Here is a 17446-nt window from a genome sequence, read left to right as displayed (position 1 = left end):
CAGTATCCGAGCCGTGGCTGTGAGTGGTGCTCGGGAGCTGGTGGACGCGCTGGAAGCGCTGGGAACGGAGATCGTCTTCGGCCTTCCGGGGGTGCACAACCTGCCACTGTGGGAGGCGCTCGGTGAAACCCGCATCAAGCTCATCGGCGTCCGCCACGAACAGACCGCCGGGTACGCCGCCGACGGCTACGCCCGCGCCACCGGCAAGCTCGGCGTCGCCCTCGTGACCACCGGCCCGGGCGCTGCCAACACGCTCGGCGCGGTCGGCGAGGCCATGGCGTCCGCCGCGCCGGTGCTCGTCATCGCCACCGACATCCCCTCGGCGCTGCGGCGGCCCGGCGTCGTCCGCGGCGTGCTGCACGAGACCTCCGACCAGCAGGCGATGTTCGCGCCGGTGACCAAGGGCGGCTTCACCGTGCGGGCGCCCGACCAGATCGGCACCACCGTCCACCGCGCCGCCCGGCTCGCGCAACTGCCGCAGAGCGGCCCGGTCTACCTCGGCGTGCCCACCGACTACCTGCGCGAGAGCGTGCCGCACCGCCGTCCGCCCGCGCCGCACCGCAAGCCCGACGTCGACGTCCCGGATCTCGCGCGGGCCGAGGCGATGCTGTCGGACGCGCGGCACCCGCTGATCTGGGCCGGCGGCGGCGCACTGCGTTCGGGGGCCGGCGACGCGATCGGCGCCCTCGCGGAGAAGCTCGCCGCGCCGGTGATCACCACCTTCGCCGCCCGCGGCCTGCTCCCGCTCGACCACCCGTGCCTGGCGCCGAACCCCGTGCACACGCCGGAGGTCGGCGAGCTGTGGGACGAGGCGGACGTCGTGCTCGCCATCGGCACCGACTTCGACGGCCTGATGACGCAGAACTGGCGGATGCCCAAGCCGCCCCGGCTCATCGCGATCAACGTCGACGCCGACGACGCCGCCAAGAACTACCGGCCCGACCTCACGCTCGTCGGGGACGCGCGCTCGATCGTCGAGCGGCTGCTGCCGAAGCAGCGGGACGGGCTCGACGACATCACGCTGCGGCTGGCCGGCATCGGCCGGCGCGTGCGCCAGCGGATCCGCGACGAGGAACCGCAGGCTTACGACTTCCTGTCCACTTTAGACGAGGTGCTGCCGACGGACGCGGTGCTGGTCTCGGACATGTGCGTCGCCGGGTACTGGGTCGGCGGCTTCCACCGGGTGCGGGCGCCGCGCAAGCTCGCCTACCCGATGGGCTGGGGCACCCTCGGCTACGGCTTCCCGGCGTCGCTCGGCGCGGCCGCGGCCGGCACCGGGCGCGCGATCTGCATCACCGGCGACGGCGGGTTCCTCTACGGCTGCGGCGACCTGGCCACGCTCGCGCAGGAACAGCTGCCGGTCACGGTCGTCCTCGTCGACGACGGCGGCTACGGGATGCTGCGCTACGACCAGGACCGCGAGGGCCTGCCGCACCGCGGGGTCGACTGGGACAGCCCGGACTTCGTCGGCCTGGCGCGGTCGTTCGGGGTGCACGCCGACCGCGTCTCCGGGTTCGGGCGGGCGTTCCGGCGGCTGCTCGGCGAGTTCGTCGAGTCGGACGAGCCGAACGTGCTGGTCGTGAAGGCGAAGCTGAAGCCGCCGCTGAACACCTCGCCGCGGTGGTACCGGACATGAGGATCGGCGTCGACATCGGCGGCACGTTCACCGACCTCTGCGCGGTGGACGCGACCGGGATCGTCGCCGTCCACAAGGTCCTCACCACGCACGACGAGCCCGCGCGGGCGGTCGAAGAAGGTCTGGCCACGCTGCTTTCGGACGTCGGAACCGTCGAGCAGGTGGTGCACGGGACGACGCTGGTCACCAACGCGCTGATCGAGCGCAAGGGCGCGCGGACCGCGTTGCTCGCGACCGCCGGCTTCCGCGACGTCCTGGAGATGCGCCGCGAGCACCGGTACGAGCTGTACGACCTGCACCTGGAACTGCCCGCGCCGCTCGTGCCGCGGCACCTGCGGTTCGACGTCCCGGAGCGGATCCTCGCCGACGGGTCCGTCCACACGGGACTCGACGAGGAGTACGTCGCCAGGCTCGGGCGGGAGCTGGCGGACCGCGGGATCGAGGCCGTCGCGGTTTGCTTCCTGCACTCCTTCACCAACCCGGCGCACGAACGCCGGACGGCGGAGATCCTCGCCGAGGTCGCGCCTTCACTCAGGGTGGCGCTGTCTTCCGACGTCGTGCCGGAGATCCGCGAGTTCGAGCGCGCGTCGACCACGGTCGCCAACGTCTACGTCCAGGACCTCACCGAGCGGTACCTGCGCGACCTCGAACTGCGGCTGCAGCGGCTGGGGGTCACCCGCGCGCCGCACATCATGCTCTCCAACGGCGGACTGGCCACTGTGGACACCGCCGCTCGTTATCCGATCCGGATCCTCGAGTCCGGCCCGGCGGGCGGCGCGCTGGCGGCGGCCGCGATCGGGCCGCCGGACCTGCTGGCCTTCGACATGGGTGGCACCACCGCGAAGCTGTGCCTGATCGCCGGGGGCGAGCCGCTGGTCACCCACCAGTTCGAAGTGGACCGCAAGTACCGGCTGCTGCCCGGCTCCGGGCTGCCGGTGCGGGTCCCGGTCACCGACATGATCGAGATCGGCGTCGGCGGCGGGTCGATCGCGCGGATCGACGCAATGGGCCTGCTGACCGTCGGTCCCGATTCGGCGGGATCCGAGCCCGGCCCGGTCTGCTACGGCCGCGGCGGCACCGAGCCGACGGTCACCGACGCCGACCTCGTCCTCGGCTACCTCGACCCGGGCTACTTCCTCGGCGGCGGCATGCGCCTGGACGCCGAGGCCGCCAAAGCAGCGCTCCACGAGAAGATCGCCCGTCCGCTCGGCTTGAGCGTCGAAGAGGCCGCCTGGGGCATCCACACCAGTGTCAACGAGGACATGGCCAACGCTGCTCGCGTACACGCCGTCGAGCGCGGGCACGACCCGGCGAAGCTGCCGATGTACACCTTCGGCGGGGCGGGTCCGGTGCACGGCGCCGGCGTCGCACGGGCGCTCGGAGCGCCGTCCGTCGTCGCGCCACCCGCCGCCGGGGTGCTCAGCGCCGCGGGTTTCCTCACCGCGCCGCTGGCGTTCGACTTCGTGCGCTCGGCTCGCGCGGCCGTGCACGACCTGGAGTGGGCGCAGGTCGACGCGCTGTTCGCCGAGATGGAGGCCGAGGGCGCCGCGTTGCTGGCGAAGTCCGGGGTCGTGGAGGTGACGCACCGGCGCATCGCCGAGATGCGGTACGCCGGGCAGGGCTACGAGATCCGCGTCCCGGTCCACGGCGGCAGCTGGCCCGGAACGCTGATCGACGAGTTCACCCGCACCTATCGCACGCTCTACCGGCGCACCGGACCCGAAGTCGGCGTCGAGGTGCTGAACTGGCGGGTCGTCTCGAGCGGCCCCGCGCCGGACGTCACGTTGCGGCTCGCCGCCGGGGCTTCCCCGGGAGACGCGCGCAAGGGGACCCGCAAGGCCTACTTCCCATCGGCAGGGGGATTTGCCGACACGGCGGTGTTCGATCGGTACCGGCTGGCGCCGGGGACCCGGGTGGACGGACCGGCCATTGTGGAGGAACGCGAGTCCACTGTGGTCATCCCACCGGACGCGCACTGCGTCGTCCGGTCCGACGGGAGCCTGGAGGTGACGGTGTGAGCCCCGCCGACGCACTTTTTCCCGCGGAGGCGGCAATGGGCACCGACCCGATCGTCGTCGGGCTGTTCGGCAACCGCCTGCACTCGATCCTCGCCGAGCAGCAGAACGCGCTGGTCAACACGGCCTTCTCCGCGGTGGTGCGGGAATCGCTCGACCTGGCGTGCGCCGTGTTCGACTCGCGCGGCGAGATGATCGGCCAGTCCGTCGGCGGCACGCCGGGACACATCAACGCGATGGCGACCGGCATGCACCACTTCGCCGCCGCGTACCCGCCGGAGACGCTCGAACCCGGGGACGTGCTGCTGACCAACGACCCGTGGCAGACGGCCGGGCAGATCAACGACATCACGGTGGCGACCCCGGTGTTCCGGCACGGCAGGCTGGTCGCGTGGTTCGCGTCGTGCTGCCACGCGCCCGACATCGGCGGGCGGCTGGTGTCGGCCGAGGCCCACGAGGTCTTCGAAGAGGGCTTGCGGCTGCCGATCATGAAGTTCCTGCGCGCGGGCGAGGTCAACGCCGACCTGGAACGGCTGATCCGGGCGAACGTCCGGACGCCGGAGGAGACCATCGGCGACCTGTACGCGCAGGTCACCGGCAACGAAGTCGGCGCGGCGAGCCTGCTGCGCCTGCTGGACGAGTTCGGCCTCGACACCCTCGACGACGTCGCCGCCGAGATCATGAACCGGTCCGAAAAGGCCTTGCGCGACGCGCTGCGCGAACTGCCGGACGGGACGTACACGAACGAGATCATCACCGACGGCTTCGACGACGAAGACGTCGTCCTGCGCGTGACGGCCACTGTGGACGGTGACGAGATCAGCCTCGACTTCGCGGGCTCGTCGCCGCAGAGCCGTCGCGGGATCAACGTCGTCCTGAACTACACGCGGGCGTACGCGTCGTTCGCGGTCAAGGCGGCGATCTCGCCGGAGGTGCCGCACAACGCCGGGTCGTTCCGGCCGGTGCACGTCACCGCGCCCGAAGGTTCGGTGCTGAACTGCCTGCCGCCGGCGCCGGTCGCGTCTCGGCACCTGATCGGGCACTTCCTGCCGTCGCTGCTGATCGGCGCCCTGCCCCGGACGGCGATCGCGCCGAGCGCGGACGCGCTGTGGATGACCATCTGGCGCGGCCCCGGGTTCATGCTCAACGTCTTCCAGACCGGCGGCATGGGCGCCCGCGTGGACAAGGACGGCCTGAACACCACGGGATTCCCGAGTGGACTGCGCTCGACGCCGACCGAGGTGATCGAGACCATGGCGCCGCTCGTCCAGCACTCCCGCGCGCTGCGGACCGACTCCGGCGGCGCGGGCCGGTTCCGCGGCGGACTCGGACAGGTGACCACGATGGGCGCACTCGGCGTGACTTCCTGGAGCGTCAACGGGAACGTCGACCGGGTGCGCGCCGCCGCGTCCGGCGTGGACGGTGGATGCCCTGGTGCGGCCGGCCGGTTCGGCTTGCACGGCGGCGCGGACCTGCCCGCGAAGAGCCGCGTGACGCTGACGCCCGAGTCCGTCGTGGACGTCACGTTGCCCGGCGGTGGTGGGTACGGGCCGCCGCGCGAGCGGCCGGTGGCGGCCGTGCTCGCCGACGTCGTCGAGGGTTACGTCTCGGCGGAAGCGGCGCGCGAGGTGTACGGCGTCGAAGTGCGGTACCTCGGGCAGCCGGACGCGCTCGTCCGGCTCCCCGGGGACTACGCGGTGGACGAAGAGCAGACAGCACGACTGAGAGCAGGGCAGTGAACATGGGTCGGTTGGCCGGTAAAGTGGCGGTCGTCTTCGGCGGCGCGCGGGGCATCGGTCTCGCCACGGTGAAGGAGTTCCTCGCCGAGGGCGCGACGGTGTTCGCTTCCGACATCCGTGAGCCCGTCGAAGAGATACCCGGTTACTCCATCGTGGACGCCACGGACGAAGAGCAGGTCGGCGCGTTCGTCGACGGCGTCATCGCCGAGGCGGGCCGCATCGACGTGCTGTTCAACAACGTCGGCATCCACCTCGGGAAGTCCCTGGTGGACACCACGCTGGCCGAGTTCGACAACATCTTCGCGCTGAACGTGCGCGCCGCCTTCCTCGGCACCCGCGCCGTCCTGCCGCACATGATCGAGCAGAAGGCCGGCAGCATCATCACGACGTCGTCGAACGGCGGCGTGATGGGCCGTCCCGGCGACCCGGTGTACAACGCCACCAAGCACGCGCTGGTCGGGCTGACGAAGTCGATCGCCGTCGCGCACGCGCACCAGGGCATCCGCGCCAACACGGTGAACCCGGGCGCGATCGACACCGACATGCTGCGCGGCACCCTCGCGTCGCCGGAGGAGTTCGAGACCAAGCAGCACCAGCTCGTCGCCAGCACGCCCGCCGCGCGCGTCGGCGAGGCCTGGGAGGTCGCGAAGGCCGTGGTGTTCCTGGCGAGCGACGAGTCGCGGTTCGTCAACGGCGTCGTGCTGCCGATCGACGGCGCGAAGGCCGCGGGTGCGATGCCGGGCAACCGCTACAGTCTCGATTTCGAACTCGGCGTCAGGTAGTGCCGTGACCGTCGATGCCTCGGGGCTGGAGAGCGAGCGGCACCAGCTGATGCGCAGCGGCACGGCCGAGCGCGTCGCGGCCATCCTGCGCCAGTACATCACCGACGGCGTCTTCGCCCCCGGTGAACGGCTCTCGGAGCCGGTGATCAGCTCGGCACTCGGCGTCTCGCGCAACACCCTGCGCGAGTCGTTCCAGCTGCTGGCCCACGAACGGCTGGCCGTGCACGAGCTGAACCGCGGCGTATTCGTGCGCGAACTGACCACGGAGGACATCGCGGACCTCTACGTCGTCCGCCGTGCCACCGAATGCGGTGCGCTGCGCCGGGCCGCCGAGCTGTCCACTGTGGATCTGTCCGCAGTGGAGCGTGCCCTCCGTGAGGGCCGGGTGGCCGCGGCGGCCGAGGACTGGCCGGCGGTCGGCACCGCCAGCATCCACTTCCACCAGGCCCTCGCGGACCTGGCCGGCAGTGAGCGTCTCTCCGCGACGATGCGCCAGGTGCTCGCCGAAACGCGGCTTTTCTTCGTGCTGAACGAGAACACACGCGAGTTCTACGAGCCGTTCCTCCGCTGCCACGACGAAATCCTGCGTGACCTGCGCCGCGGCCGGTTCGACGCCGCGGAGGCGGTCCTCGACCGCTACCTCCGCGACGCCGAAGCCCGCCTGCTGGAGCTCAGCGCAGGGAGAGTGGAGTGACGTCGATGCCTGCCGACCGTGCCGGATTCCGCCCGCTGGACGGGATCAAGGTCGTCGACCTGTCACGCATCCTCGCGGGGCCGTACTGCACCCAGTACCTCGGCGAGATGGGCGCGGACGTGGTCAAGGTCGAGCCGCCGGGGCACGGCGACGACACCCGCGGCTGGGGGCCGCCGTTCGTCGGCGGCGAGGCCGTCTACTACCTCGCCGCGAACCGGAACAAGCGCGGGATCGTGCTCGACCTGAAGAGCGACCGCGGGCGCGAAGCCCTCCGGCGGCTGGTCACGGACGCCGACGTGCTCGTCGAGAACTTCCGGCCGGGCACGCTCGAGAAGTGGGGGATCGGGTACGACGTGCTGTCTTCGCTCAACCCCCGGCTGATCCACGTGTCGATCACCGGGTTCGGGCAGACCGGGCCGTACCGCGACCGCGCGGGTTACGACCTGGTGGCGCAGGCGCTCGGCGGCGTGATGTCGCTGACCGGCGAGCCCGACGGCGCGCCGGCGAAGGTCGGGCTGCCGGTGGCGGACCTGAACGCGGGGACGTGGGCGATCATCGCGGTGCTGATGGCGCTGCAGGCCCGGCACACGACGGGCCGCGGCCAGTACCTCGACGTATCCCTTTTGGACAGTCAGCTGGCGTGGCACGTCTACGCCGCGGGCGCGCACTTCTACGACACGCCGCGGCCGCGCCGGATGGGCTCGGCGCACCCGAGCATCGTGCCGTACCAGGCGTACCACGTCGCGGACGGCTGGCTGATCATCGCGGTCGGCAGCGAAAAGCTGTGGCACGCGTTCTGCGCGGTGCTCGGCCTGGACATCGCCGCCGATCCGCGGTTTTCGTCGAACGCTTCACGATCGGCGCACCGCGAGGAGCTGAACTCGCTGCTCGAGCCGGTGCTGCGGGCGCGCCCGGCGGCGGAGTGGCTGAAGGACTTCGACGCGGCGGGCATCCCGGCGGCCCCGATCAACGAGATCGACGACGTCTACGCGGACCCGTGGACGGCCGCGCGCGAGCAGGTGGTGCGGCTGCCGCACCCGGCGGTGGGGACGTACGTCGGCACCGGGTTCCCGGTGAAGGCGTCGGACACCCCGGCCCGGCCGGCGTCGGCACCCCCGACGCTGGGCCAGCACACCGCGGAAGTCCTCGCGGAGCTGGGCTACTCCGCCGAGGAGATCGCCGGGTTCCTGGACTGACCGGCCAGTCCGGAATCGCGAACTGTGCACGATGGAGTGTTCGCGCTTCCCGCTCCGCCCTGGTAGGGATGGGGACAGGATTGAGGAGGACCGATGGCAGCACAGCACGCCCTCTGGCACCCGTTCGCCGACATGGGCGCGGTCGACGGCGACCGGATGGTCATCACCCGCGGCGAGGGCTCGTACGTCTGGGACGACGCCGGCCGCCGGTACTTCGACGCGACCGCGTCGCTCTGGTACGCGAACTTCGGCCACGGACGTCCCGAGATCACCGAAGCCGTCACCCGGCAGCTGCGGACGCTCGACTCGTACAACCTGTTCGGCTACAACGCGAACCAGCCGGCGATCGAGCTGGCCGACCGCGTCGCCGAACTGGCGCCGGAGCCGGGGTCGAAGGTGTTCTTCGGCTCGGGCGGCGGTGACGTCATCGACACGGCGGTGAAGCTCGCGCGGGCGTACTTCGCGCACACCGGCCGTCCGGAGAAGGTGCACGTGATCGGCCGGGCGCAGGGCTACCACGGCACGCACGGCTTCGGCACGGCGGTCGGCGGCATCCCGGCGAACGCGGCGGGCTTCGGCCCGCAGCCACCGGACTTCTCGCACGTCCCGTACGACAGCGCGACGGCGTTGGAGGCGGAGATCCAGCGAGTCGGCGCTTCGCGCGTCGCGGCGTTCTTCTGCGAGCCGGTGATCGGCGCGGGTGGCGTGCTGCTGCCGCCGGAGGGCTACCTCGAGGAGGTGGCGGCGATCTGCCGCCGCCACGACGTGCTGTTCGTGGCCGACTGCGTGATCGCGGCGTGGGGCAGGCTCGGCACGTGGTTCGGCATCGACCGCTGGCCGGTCCGGCCGGACCTGATCACGACGGCGAAGGGCATCACCGGCGGCACGATCCCGCTGGGCGCGCTGATCGTGGCGCCGCGGGTGGCGGAGCCGTTCTTCACGGGCGCGCCGGGCGCGCCGATCTTCCGCCACGGCGCGACGTACGCGGGTCACCCGGTCGCGTGCGCGGCGGGCCTGGCGACCCTGGACATCTACGAGCGCGACGGGCTGATCCCCCGTGGCCGCGAACTGGAGAAACCGCTGGCCGACGCGGTGTCGGGAGTGGCCGAGCACTCGCTGGTGGCAGAGGTGCGCGCGGGCTTGGGCTTCCTGGCGGCGGTGGAGCTGGCGGCGGAGGTCGTCGACGCCGACCCCGGTGCGCCGGTGAAGCTGCAGCGGGCCTGCCGCGACGAGGGCGTGATCGTGCGCAACCTGGGGCGGGGTGTCGCGGTGTCGCCGCCGTTGGTCGCGGCGGAGCCGGAGCTGGACCTGCTGGCGTCGGCGTTGCCGAAGGCTTTGGAGCGGTTGGCGGCGCAAGTCTGACGTCTGTGGCCACGTGACGGGGCCCGGGTTCGGCGTGATCGGGCCCGGGTCTCGCGTGATTGGGGCCGGAACTCACGGCGAGCCGGCGGCGACCCCCAGTTCGCCGCCGGCTTGCCGATGTCTCACGAGATGCAGAACTCGTTGCCCTCCGGGTCCGCCACTGTCACCCAGCTGTGTGGTCCCTGCCTCCCGCGGTGAAGGAACTCGGCGCCGCGTGATGTCAGCTTCTCAAGCGTCGCCTCGACGTTGTCCGCGCCGACCCACACGTCGATGTGCAGCCTGTTCTTCACCGTCTTCGGTTCGGGTACCTCCTGGAAGAGGATCCGCTTCGGCGGGCCGTCCGGTGGTGAGTCCGGGTGGCGGATCGCCGCCCCCGATCTCCAGACCAGCGCGCCGCGGTAGGTCCGGGTTTCCTCCTCCTTCGCGTACCCCTTCGCGATCATCTCGCGGATGAAGTCCTCGTCCGTCGGTTCCACCGGCCAGCCGAGCGTCTCGGCCCACCAGTCCGCGAGCACGTGCGGGTCGGCCGTATCCACCACTACCTGGAAGTCATGCGCCATACCGGCACGTTAACGACCGAGTCCGACATTTTCCGGAGCATCGGGTCCTCGGGCACGACCGTGAAGCGCCACTTGTCCACGCCGCCGCCCATGATCTCGGCGTAGCGGCGCGCGCCGTCGGCGTTGGCGAACCGGACCTGCTGGCCGTTCGTCAGGTGGGTGATCTTGACCGCCACAACAACCTCCCGAAGTCTGTGGGGCCGGCCCAGGAGCTTCCCCCTCCGGGACCGGCGAGCACAGTAGAACACATGTTCGACCACTCGCGCCACTCTCTCCCCCTAGTAGGGGAGCACGAAAAGAAACCGCAGGTCAGAGCGGCCGAATCATGGCGACCCGCGGCCAGGTGTCCAGGCCGCGGGTGGCCTCGGCCCGGCGGATCGCGCGCAGCCCGTCGCCGAGCTCCGCCTCCGGCAGGACCCGGAAGCGCAGCCGCTCGTAGTAGGGCGCGTTCCACGGCACCGCCGCGAACGTCGTCAGCGTCAACGCCGGCAGCCCACGGGAACGAGCCCACCCGGCGAGCGTCTCGATCAGCGCGCTGCCCAGCCCGCGCCGCGCGTACGACGGCCGGACCGAGACCTGCTCGATGTGCGCGTGCCCGTCGACGACCTCCGCGACCAGGTAGGCCACCGGCCGGTCGGCGGCGTCGACGCTCACCCACGCGCGGCCGTCGGACTGGTACACCGCCAGCTCGGCCACCGAGCCGGGATCGTCGTCGGCGATCGCCGTCATGCCGACGTCGCGGAAGAGGGCGCCCGCCTCGCGTTCGACGTCGATCAGCGCGGGCAGGTCGTCGGGACGCGCGAGCCGGATCACCCGGGCAGTTCTACGCGCCCGGCCGGCGTTTTCACAGCGAATAAGAGGCGATCGTCCGCTCGATGCGGATCGCGTACTCCCGCAGCGTGGTGATCGCGGTGTGCCGGGCTTCTTCGGTGATCCGGGCGGCCGGGCCCGCCATGCTCAGCACGGTCGGCCGCCTGCCGATCGTCGGCACCGGCACCGAACACGCCCAGACGCCTTCGTCGATCTCCCCGGAACTGACCGAAAACCGGTACTCCAGAGCGTGCTTAAGCTCGTCGCGCACGGCAGGACCGTGCCGGTCGACGATCGAGGTTAACCGCCGTTCACGTTCCATCTCGGGCAGCAGCGCGAGCAGCATCTTGCCGGACGCGCCGAGGCCGAGCGGGATCGAATGCCCGGGCTCGAACGTGAACCGCATGGCGCGGTCGCACTCGACGCGGTCCGCGCACACGGCGGTGTCGCCGAACTGCTGGAACAGCATCACCGTCTCGCCGAGCTCCCGTGCGGCTTCCTCCATCGACGGCCTCGCCAGCCGCACGAGGTCGTTCGCCAGCTGCGCGGCCCGTGCCAGCGGCATCACCTGGCTGGTCAGGTGGTAGTGCCCGGCGCGGCCCTCCTCGAGCAGCTGCAGCTCCTTGAGGAGGGCCACGTACCGGTAGGTCGTCGCGACCGGGGTGCCGATCGTCGCGGCGAGCTCGGCGACGCTGGCTTCCCACCGGCGCTCCGAAAAGGCCAGCAGCAGCTGGAGGACCTTGCGGGAACTGCTGGCACCCGGGGTGCGGCGCGGGGAAGTGGTGGCGGAACCGTCGACGGCACTGACGGCAGGCGTCATCATGACCTCTCGGTGAGACAAAAACGACCTTCGCTATCACACGGGGTGAATAAATTAGCACGTTGTGTGAAAGGAAGGCCAGCAATCCCGATGGCCGGCCGCTTTTCGAGGGTTCACATCGTGAGGAACTCGCCCGGTTTCGTCACCACCGGTGACTCGACGTAGAGTCCGCGGTACTCGTCCTGGATCCCGGAGTTGTGCACCTGCAGCGCGAGCGGGCCGACGCGCCCGGCGGTCTTGTCGGTGAACTGCAGCACCTCGACGCCCTTGCAGGTGACGGCCGTTCCCGTGAGCGGGCAGCACGCCATCCGGGCGACGCCGGTGGTCATGTCGCCGATCAGCTCGCACTGCGCCCACTTCTTGATGTCGATCGTGGTGTGGGACAGCTGCTTGAACAGTTTCCCGCCGCCGTCGTTGTGGCCCGGCCGGTAGTCCCAGTGCCCGCCGTTGGGCGGCTGGAACTGGATGGCGCTCAGCGCGTCGCGGATCGGGTCGGTGGTGCCCCAGATCAGCACGGTCGGTTTGTGGTTGCCCTTGACCTGCCGGACATTGAATATCCACCGAAACGTTCCGACCTGCTGTTTGTTGTAGTACAACCAGCCGCGGGCGGTGCCGTTTCCGTGGATCACCCCGTTCTTCGCCGACCACAAACCGGGTTTCGACGACGTCCACGGGCTCAGGTCGGTTCCGTCGAACATCGAGACCAGGTTCGGGTCGCCGTAGGGGTTTTCGGTGACGACTGCCGCGGCCGCCGCGGTGGGCGCGAGCGCCGAAGCCACGGCGATCGCCGCGGCCAGCACACCGAAGAGCTTCCGGAACATCTTGCCGTCCTCTCGTGAACGCGAACTGCGGTCGAGGTTTTCGGACGGCGGAATGCACGCTACGAGCCGCGCCGGTGAACCGTCAACCGCGGTCCCGCTCACCGGTCAGGAACGGCGTCAGCAGGCCCGGGACGGCCCGGTCGGCCAGCGCCAGCCCGTCGCTCTCGCCGACGTCGACCACGTGGTACTTGCCCTTGCCCGCGGCCACCGGCGCGATCACCGTGACGAGCCCGGCCCGGCGCTGGAAGTACGAGCGTTCGACGACGACGCCGGTCATCCCGTCGCTGCGCACCGCCGCCGTGCCGCGGTCGAGCGAGCCCGAACGCGTGACGAGGTAGCGGCCGGTGAAGGCGTGCCCGAGGCCGCGGTAGCGGTCCCAGCCGACGAGCGCGGCGAACGGCACCAGCACGAGCGCGGCCTGCCACGGCCAGTCCGGGAGCGCGCCGAGCCACGCCAGCCCGTAGAGCGCGGCGGCGAGCAGCAGCACGCTGACGACGGCCCGTGAAAGCCGCCGGTACAGCGCCCGGCGCGGGTGACGCGTGAGCGGCGTCGCGACCGGGTCCTCGCCGAGCACTTCCGCGACGACTTCGTGCGCCCGCGCGAGCGGGGCGGGCGGCAGCAGCAGGCCGCCGCCCTTGTCCGCGCTCTTGCCCTCCCGCAGGCCGGCGGCGATGGCGACGCAGCGCGCGCCGCCGGCCAGCCGCAGCGGCAGCGGCTCGCGGATTTCGGCGCCGCGCAGGCGCTCCTCCTCGATCGACACCGACCGGGTCGTGATCAGCCCGCGCCGGATGTGCAGCGTGCCGGCGGGCTCGCGGGTGAGCCGGAAGTTCCAGAACGACAGCACGTACCCGCCGACCGACAACAGCGACACGAGCACCAGCAGGCCGGCGGCGGCGAGCACCAGGCTCAGCCACACCGGGGTGTCGGCGAAGTGCCCGACGACCGTCTGGACCAGCGAGAACTGGATGGGGTCGAAGTGCAGCTCGTGCGCGAAGTGGTAGACGGTGCCGACGGCGGCGCCCACCACGGCCAGCCCGGACAGCGTGAACGGCGCGTACCGCAGCCACCGCTTGTCGACCGCGGCGATCAGCTGCTCGGGCGGCGCGGCGGCGGTCTCCGCCGCCACGGTCTCCTTCCGGTGCAGCAGGAGCGTCCGCAGCCGCTGGGCCTCGGCGATGGTGACGGCGTCCAGGACGAGCTCGTCCTTGCCCGGTCCCTTGCCGTGCGAATGCCGCCCGGTGCCGATCCGCGCGGCGGCGAGGGAGAACAGCCGGTGCTTCGGCTCGGAGGTGACGTCGACCGTGCGGATCCGGTCGCGCGGGACGGCCCGGTGCTTGCGCTGCAGCAGCCCGGTGCGCCACTCGACCTGCGACTCGGTGATCCGGTAGCGCGAGGTCAGCACGTGGGAGACCCCGGTGAACACGGCGATCGCGGTGAAGACGAGACCGATCCACTGCCAAGGCTCGCCGTGGCCGAACAGCAGCGCGCCCAGCAGCACCGGCAGCGACTTCACCAGGTCCAGCACGGGCCGGATGAGCAGCATCCGCCGGTCGAGGTGGTGCCACGGCGCGTCCTGCGTGCCCTCGGCCGGCGGCGTCACGACCGCTTCGGTGCTGCTCATGTGGCGTCCCCGCGTACCGCCTGAGTGGTCTTCGTCAGCTCGTCGGCCAGCGCCAGCGCCCGGTCGTGCGCCAGGCCCGCGATGCGCAGCGGGCCGGCCGCCGACGCCGTCGTCACGGTGATCTTCGCCAGCCCGAACAGCTGCTCGAAGGGGTCGCGCTCGATGTCGACGGTCTGGATCCGCGACACCGGCGCGATCCGCCACTCCTGCTTCAGCCAGCCCGACTGGGTGTAGACGGCCTCGCCGGTGACCTCCCAGCGGTGCACGCGGTACCGCCACTGCGGCATGACGATCAGGTGCAGCGGGGCGAGTATGCCGGAGATCACCAGCGTCACGGTCAGGAACGACGGCGCGTCGTCGCTGGTCACGACGATGAGCGTCTGCACGCCGATCAGGATGATCCACAGGATCGAGGCGGCCACCGTCCAGTAGCCGATGGCCCGGCGGCTGACCCGGTGCGCCGGCGGGCGCAGCCGCAACGCCGTGTTCGTGGTGTGTTCGCTCACCGCTCAAGCGTGCCCGATCGGCGGCTTGCGTGCCCACGACATATGTCATGTTGCCGAGCCGGTTCGGCTTCGATCGCGGGCCGTTACGATCGGCGACACCGACGGAGGAATGGAATCCCGGTCGGGCTGTGTTGTGCTTGAAGCGTTGGCATGTCGGAAAGCAGGAGGACCCGTGGGACTCGATCCCGACGACCTGTACGAGGTGGATTCGGACGTCCCCGACTTGACCGGGGCGGTGCTGCTGCACCACTTCGAAGGGTTCATGGACGCCGGCTCGGCGGGCCGTCTGCTGGCGGAGCACCTGCTGGGCGGAGAGCACCGGGTGATCGCCCGGTTCGACGTCGACCGGCTCATCGACTACCGCTCGCGGCGGCCGACGATGACCTACGCGGTCGACCACTGGGAGGACTACGACGCGCCGGAACTCGTCGTGCACCTGCTGCACGACGGCGACGGGACGCCGTTCCTGCTGCTGTCCGGCCCGGAGCCGGACCACGACTGGGAGCGCTTCTGCCGCGCGGTCCGCAACCTCGTCGAGCGCTGGGGCGTCCGGCTGACCGCCGGGTTCCACGGCATCCCGATGGGGGCACCGCACACGCGCCCGCTCGGCGTCACCGCGCACGCCACCCGCAAGGACCTGGTCGGCGAGCACCAGCCGCTGCCCAACCGGCTGCAGGTGCCGGGCAGCGTCGCCGCGCTGCTGGAGTACCGGCTCGGCGAGTGGGGCCACGACGCCGTCGGCTTCGCCGCGCACGTGCCGCACTACCTCGCGCAGTCGACGTACCCCGCCGCGTCGCTGATCGTGCTGGACGCGCTGAGCCGCGCGACCGGGCTGAACCTGGCCGAGGGCGAGCTGCGCGCGGCCGCGGACCTGGCCGACGCCGAAATCAACCGCCAGGTCGCCGAGTCCGACGAGATCGCCGACGTCGTCCGCGCGCTGGAGCGGCAGTACGACACGTTCATCGAGGCCTCCGCGCGGGGCAGCCTGCTCGCGGAGTCGGTCGAGCACATGCCGACCGCGGAGGAGCTGGGGTCGCAGTTCGAGCGGTTCCTCGCCGAGCAGAACGGCGGCGACGGGCCCGAGCGCTGATGACGCGCTACGACGAGATCGGCGTCGGCTACACGCTGGGGAGGCGGACGGACCCGCGCTGGCTCGCGCCGGTGCTCGGCGCGCTCGGCTCCGCGACCACGGTGCTGGACGTCGGGTCCGGGACGGGGTCGTACGAGCCGCCCGGGCGGCGGGTGACCGCGGTCGAGCCGTCGGCGGAGATGGTCCGGCAACGCCGTCCCGGCGCCGCGCCGGTGGTGCGGGCGGTCGCGGAGGCGTTGCCGTTCGCCGCCGGGACGTTCGACGCCGCTTTGGCGGTGCTGACCGTGCACCACTGGCCCGGCTGGCGGCGCGGCCTCGACGAACTGCGCCGGGTCGCGCGCCGCCAGGTCGTCCTGGCCTACGACACCGCGCTGCACAACGACTTCTGGTTCGTGCGGCAGTACGTACCGGAGGTCGCCGCGCTGGAAGCGTCGAGGCCGTCCGCACCGGAGATCGCGGAGTACCTGGACGCGGCTTCGGTGATCGAGCTGCCGGTGCCGTGGGACTTCACCGACGGCGTCTTCCCGGCGTACTGGCGGCGTCCGGAGGCCTACCTCGACCCGGTGGTGCGGCGGTCGTGCTCGGCGCTCGCGCAGACGGCGCCGGCCGCGGTGGATCGCGGAATCGCCCGGCTGCGGGCGGACCTGGAGTCCGGCCGCTGGCACGCGGAGCACGCCGACTTGCTGGACCTCCCGGAGTGGGACGCGGGCTTCCGGCTCATCGTGGCCTAGCCGCTCGTGGTCAGTACACAGTGGACGTCCGGTTCGTCAGCCGTGGCAGCCTTCCTCGTTGAGCGGGCCGAACGACGGCAGGAGGAGCCCGCACAGGTAGCCGTCGATCCACCGGGCCGCTGCCGGCGATGTTCGTGCCGAGCCGGACCAGCGGGGCGAACGCCTTGATGCCGGCGGCCAGCGCGTCCTGGTTGCGCTGCAGCATCGACGTCAGCTGGTCGAGCTGGGTGAGCAGCGGGCCGATCCGCGTGTCGTTGTCGCTGATCAGCCCGGACAGCTCGGCCGCGAGCTGCCGTGAGCCGTCGAGCAACGCGCTGATCGCCGTTTCGCGGTTGCTCACCTCGGCGAGCAGCTGGTTTCCGTCGTCCAGGAGCTGTTGCACGGCCGCGTCGCGGTCGACGAGCGTCTGGGAGACAACCCGCGTGTTGCCGAGCAGCGTGGCGAGCTGGTGGTCACGGGTGGCGAGCGTGTCCGAGAGCCGGGACAGTCCGGTGAGCGCGGCGCGGACGCTCTGCGGCGTGTTCGCCAGCGTCGCCGACAGCGTGTCGAAGCTCTTCGCCAGCCGGCCGGTGTCGATCTGGTCCACAGTGGACGACAACTCGCCGAACGCCGCGAGGACGTCGTAGGGCACGCTGGTCCGTGCCCGCGGGATCGGCTTCGCCGGGTCGAGCGTTCCGTCGCCCCGCGGGTCCAGGGCGAGGTACTTCTGGCCCAGCACGGTCTTCAGCCGGATCGCCGCGCCCGTCGCGTCGCCCAGCCACGCGCCCTTGACCTTGAACGAAACCAGGACGTGGGCACCGCTCAGCCGGATGTCCGAGACGTGGCCGACCTCGACACCGGCGACCCGGACGTCGTTGCCCTCGATCAGCCCGGCTGCTTCGCCGAACTCGGCGGAGTAGGTCGTCCCGTCGCCGATGACCGGCAGGGAGCGCGCGTTGAGCGCGGTGAGTACGCCCAGGGCCAGCACCGCCAGGCCGACAAGCGCCGTCCTGACCGGAGCGTCGGAGGCCCGGCGTATTGACATGGCGTCAAGAGTGACGCACGCCACGCCGGGCCGCCACCG

Annotated in this window: 16 protein-coding genes and 1 pseudogene; 9 read left to right on the top strand and 8 right to left on the bottom strand. The window is 71.5% G+C overall.

Features of this window, described 5'->3' with window-relative positions:
* Window positions 1-13: 13 nt before the first annotated feature.
* The 7 genes from AB0G28_RS14785 (at window position 14) to AB0G28_RS14755 (ending at window position 9424) form a co-directional block, all read left to right on the top strand.
* On the top strand, window positions 14-1636 hold the full coding sequence (locus AB0G28_RS14785; protein ID WP_361088278.1) for a thiamine pyrophosphate-binding protein: 1623 nt from the start codon (window positions 14-16) through the stop codon (window positions 1634-1636).
* Window positions 1633-3654, top strand: coding sequence for a hydantoinase/oxoprolinase family protein (locus AB0G28_RS14780; protein WP_361088276.1), 2022 nt, complete (start codon window positions 1633-1635; stop codon window positions 3652-3654). The genes AB0G28_RS14785 and AB0G28_RS14780 overlap by 4 nt, the downstream gene beginning before the upstream one ends.
* Before the next feature lie 35 nt (window positions 3655-3689).
* Entirely contained in the window at window positions 3690-5390 is a 1701-nt protein-coding gene (locus AB0G28_RS14775; RefSeq protein WP_361088561.1) for a hydantoinase B/oxoprolinase family protein, read from the top strand.
* Between the two features lie 2 nt (window positions 5391-5392).
* On the top strand, window positions 5393-6172 hold the full coding sequence (locus AB0G28_RS14770) for an SDR family oxidoreductase (RefSeq protein ID WP_361088273.1): 780 nt from the start codon (window positions 5393-5395) through the stop codon (window positions 6170-6172).
* Window positions 6173-6176: 4 nt separating this feature from the next.
* Window positions 6177-6866 carry a GntR family transcriptional regulator gene (locus AB0G28_RS14765; RefSeq protein ID WP_361088270.1) on the top strand — a complete coding sequence of 230 codons (690 nt, stop codon included), beginning with the start codon at window positions 6177-6179 and terminating at the stop codon, window positions 6864-6866.
* Window positions 6867-6871: 5 nt separating this feature from the next.
* The gene (locus AB0G28_RS14760; RefSeq protein ID WP_361088267.1) at window positions 6872-8062 is read left to right on the top strand and encodes a CoA transferase; all 1191 of its coding nucleotides are present in this window, start codon (window positions 6872-6874) and stop codon (window positions 8060-8062) included.
* Window positions 8063-8155: 93 nt separating this feature from the next.
* Window positions 8156-9424, top strand: a complete 1269-nt coding sequence (locus tag AB0G28_RS14755; protein ID WP_361088264.1) for an aspartate aminotransferase family protein — start codon at window positions 8156-8158, stop codon at window positions 9422-9424.
* A gap of 122 nt (window positions 9425-9546) precedes the next feature.
* Here the strand turns inward: AB0G28_RS14755 and AB0G28_RS14750 are convergent, their stop codons facing one another.
* The 7 genes from AB0G28_RS14750 to AB0G28_RS14720 all read right to left on the bottom strand — a co-directional run bounded on the left by AB0G28_RS14750 (window position 9547) and on the right by AB0G28_RS14720 (window position 14562).
* Window positions 9547-9984 (bottom strand): VOC family protein, encoded by a 438-nt coding sequence (locus AB0G28_RS14750; protein ID WP_361088261.1) that lies wholly within the window; start codon window positions 9982-9984, stop codon window positions 9547-9549.
* On the bottom strand, window positions 9963-10160 hold the full coding sequence (locus tag AB0G28_RS14745) for a hypothetical protein (RefSeq protein WP_004561810.1): 198 nt from the start codon (window positions 10158-10160) through the stop codon (window positions 9963-9965). Before AB0G28_RS14745 ends, AB0G28_RS14750 begins: the two co-directional genes overlap by 22 nt.
* 133 nt (window positions 10161-10293) lie before the next feature.
* Window positions 10294-10797, bottom strand: coding sequence for a GNAT family N-acetyltransferase (locus tag AB0G28_RS14740; protein ID WP_361088258.1), 504 nt, complete (start codon window positions 10795-10797; stop codon window positions 10294-10296).
* A 31-nt stretch (window positions 10798-10828) separates the two neighbouring features.
* Entirely contained in the window at window positions 10829-11614 is a 786-nt protein-coding gene (locus tag AB0G28_RS14735) for an IclR family transcriptional regulator (protein ID WP_361088559.1), read from the bottom strand.
* A gap of 113 nt (window positions 11615-11727) precedes the next feature.
* Complete coding sequence (locus AB0G28_RS14730; RefSeq protein ID WP_361088255.1) at window positions 11728-12435, bottom strand: family 16 glycoside hydrolase; 708 nt, start codon at window positions 12433-12435, stop codon at window positions 11728-11730.
* Window positions 12436-12517: 82 nt separating this feature from the next.
* Window positions 12518-14056, bottom strand: coding sequence for a PH domain-containing protein (locus tag AB0G28_RS14725; RefSeq protein ID WP_361088252.1), 1539 nt, complete (start codon window positions 14054-14056; stop codon window positions 12518-12520).
* A complete protein-coding gene (locus AB0G28_RS14720; RefSeq protein WP_361088249.1) occupies window positions 14053-14562 on the bottom strand; it encodes a PH domain-containing protein in 510 nt (169 codons plus the stop codon). The genes AB0G28_RS14725 and AB0G28_RS14720 overlap by 4 nt, the downstream gene beginning before the upstream one ends.
* 172 nt (window positions 14563-14734) lie before the next feature.
* Here AB0G28_RS14720 and AB0G28_RS14715 point away from each other — a divergent pair, with 172 nt between their 5' ends.
* Together AB0G28_RS14715 and AB0G28_RS14710 are read left to right on the top strand one after the other, a co-directional pair.
* Entirely contained in the window at window positions 14735-15652 is a 918-nt protein-coding gene (locus AB0G28_RS14715; RefSeq protein ID WP_361088246.1) for a PAC2 family protein, read from the top strand.
* Window positions 15652-16383 (top strand): class I SAM-dependent methyltransferase, encoded by a 732-nt coding sequence (locus AB0G28_RS14710; RefSeq protein WP_361088243.1) that lies wholly within the window; start codon window positions 15652-15654, stop codon window positions 16381-16383. The genes AB0G28_RS14715 and AB0G28_RS14710 overlap by 1 nt, the downstream gene beginning before the upstream one ends.
* A gap of 36 nt (window positions 16384-16419) precedes the next feature.
* Here AB0G28_RS14710 and AB0G28_RS14705 read toward each other — a convergent pair.
* Window positions 16420-17407 (bottom strand): annotated as a pseudogene (locus AB0G28_RS14705) (MCE family protein).
* Window positions 17408-17446: the final 39 nt, after the last annotated feature.

Origin of the sequence: Amycolatopsis sp. NPDC021455, from assembly GCF_040640995.1 — a bacterium.
GTDB lineage: Bacteria > Actinomycetota > Actinomycetes > Mycobacteriales > Pseudonocardiaceae > Amycolatopsis.
The sequence above is the reverse complement of the archived record's forward strand: the minus strand, read 5'-3'. Positions and strand labels throughout refer to the sequence as shown.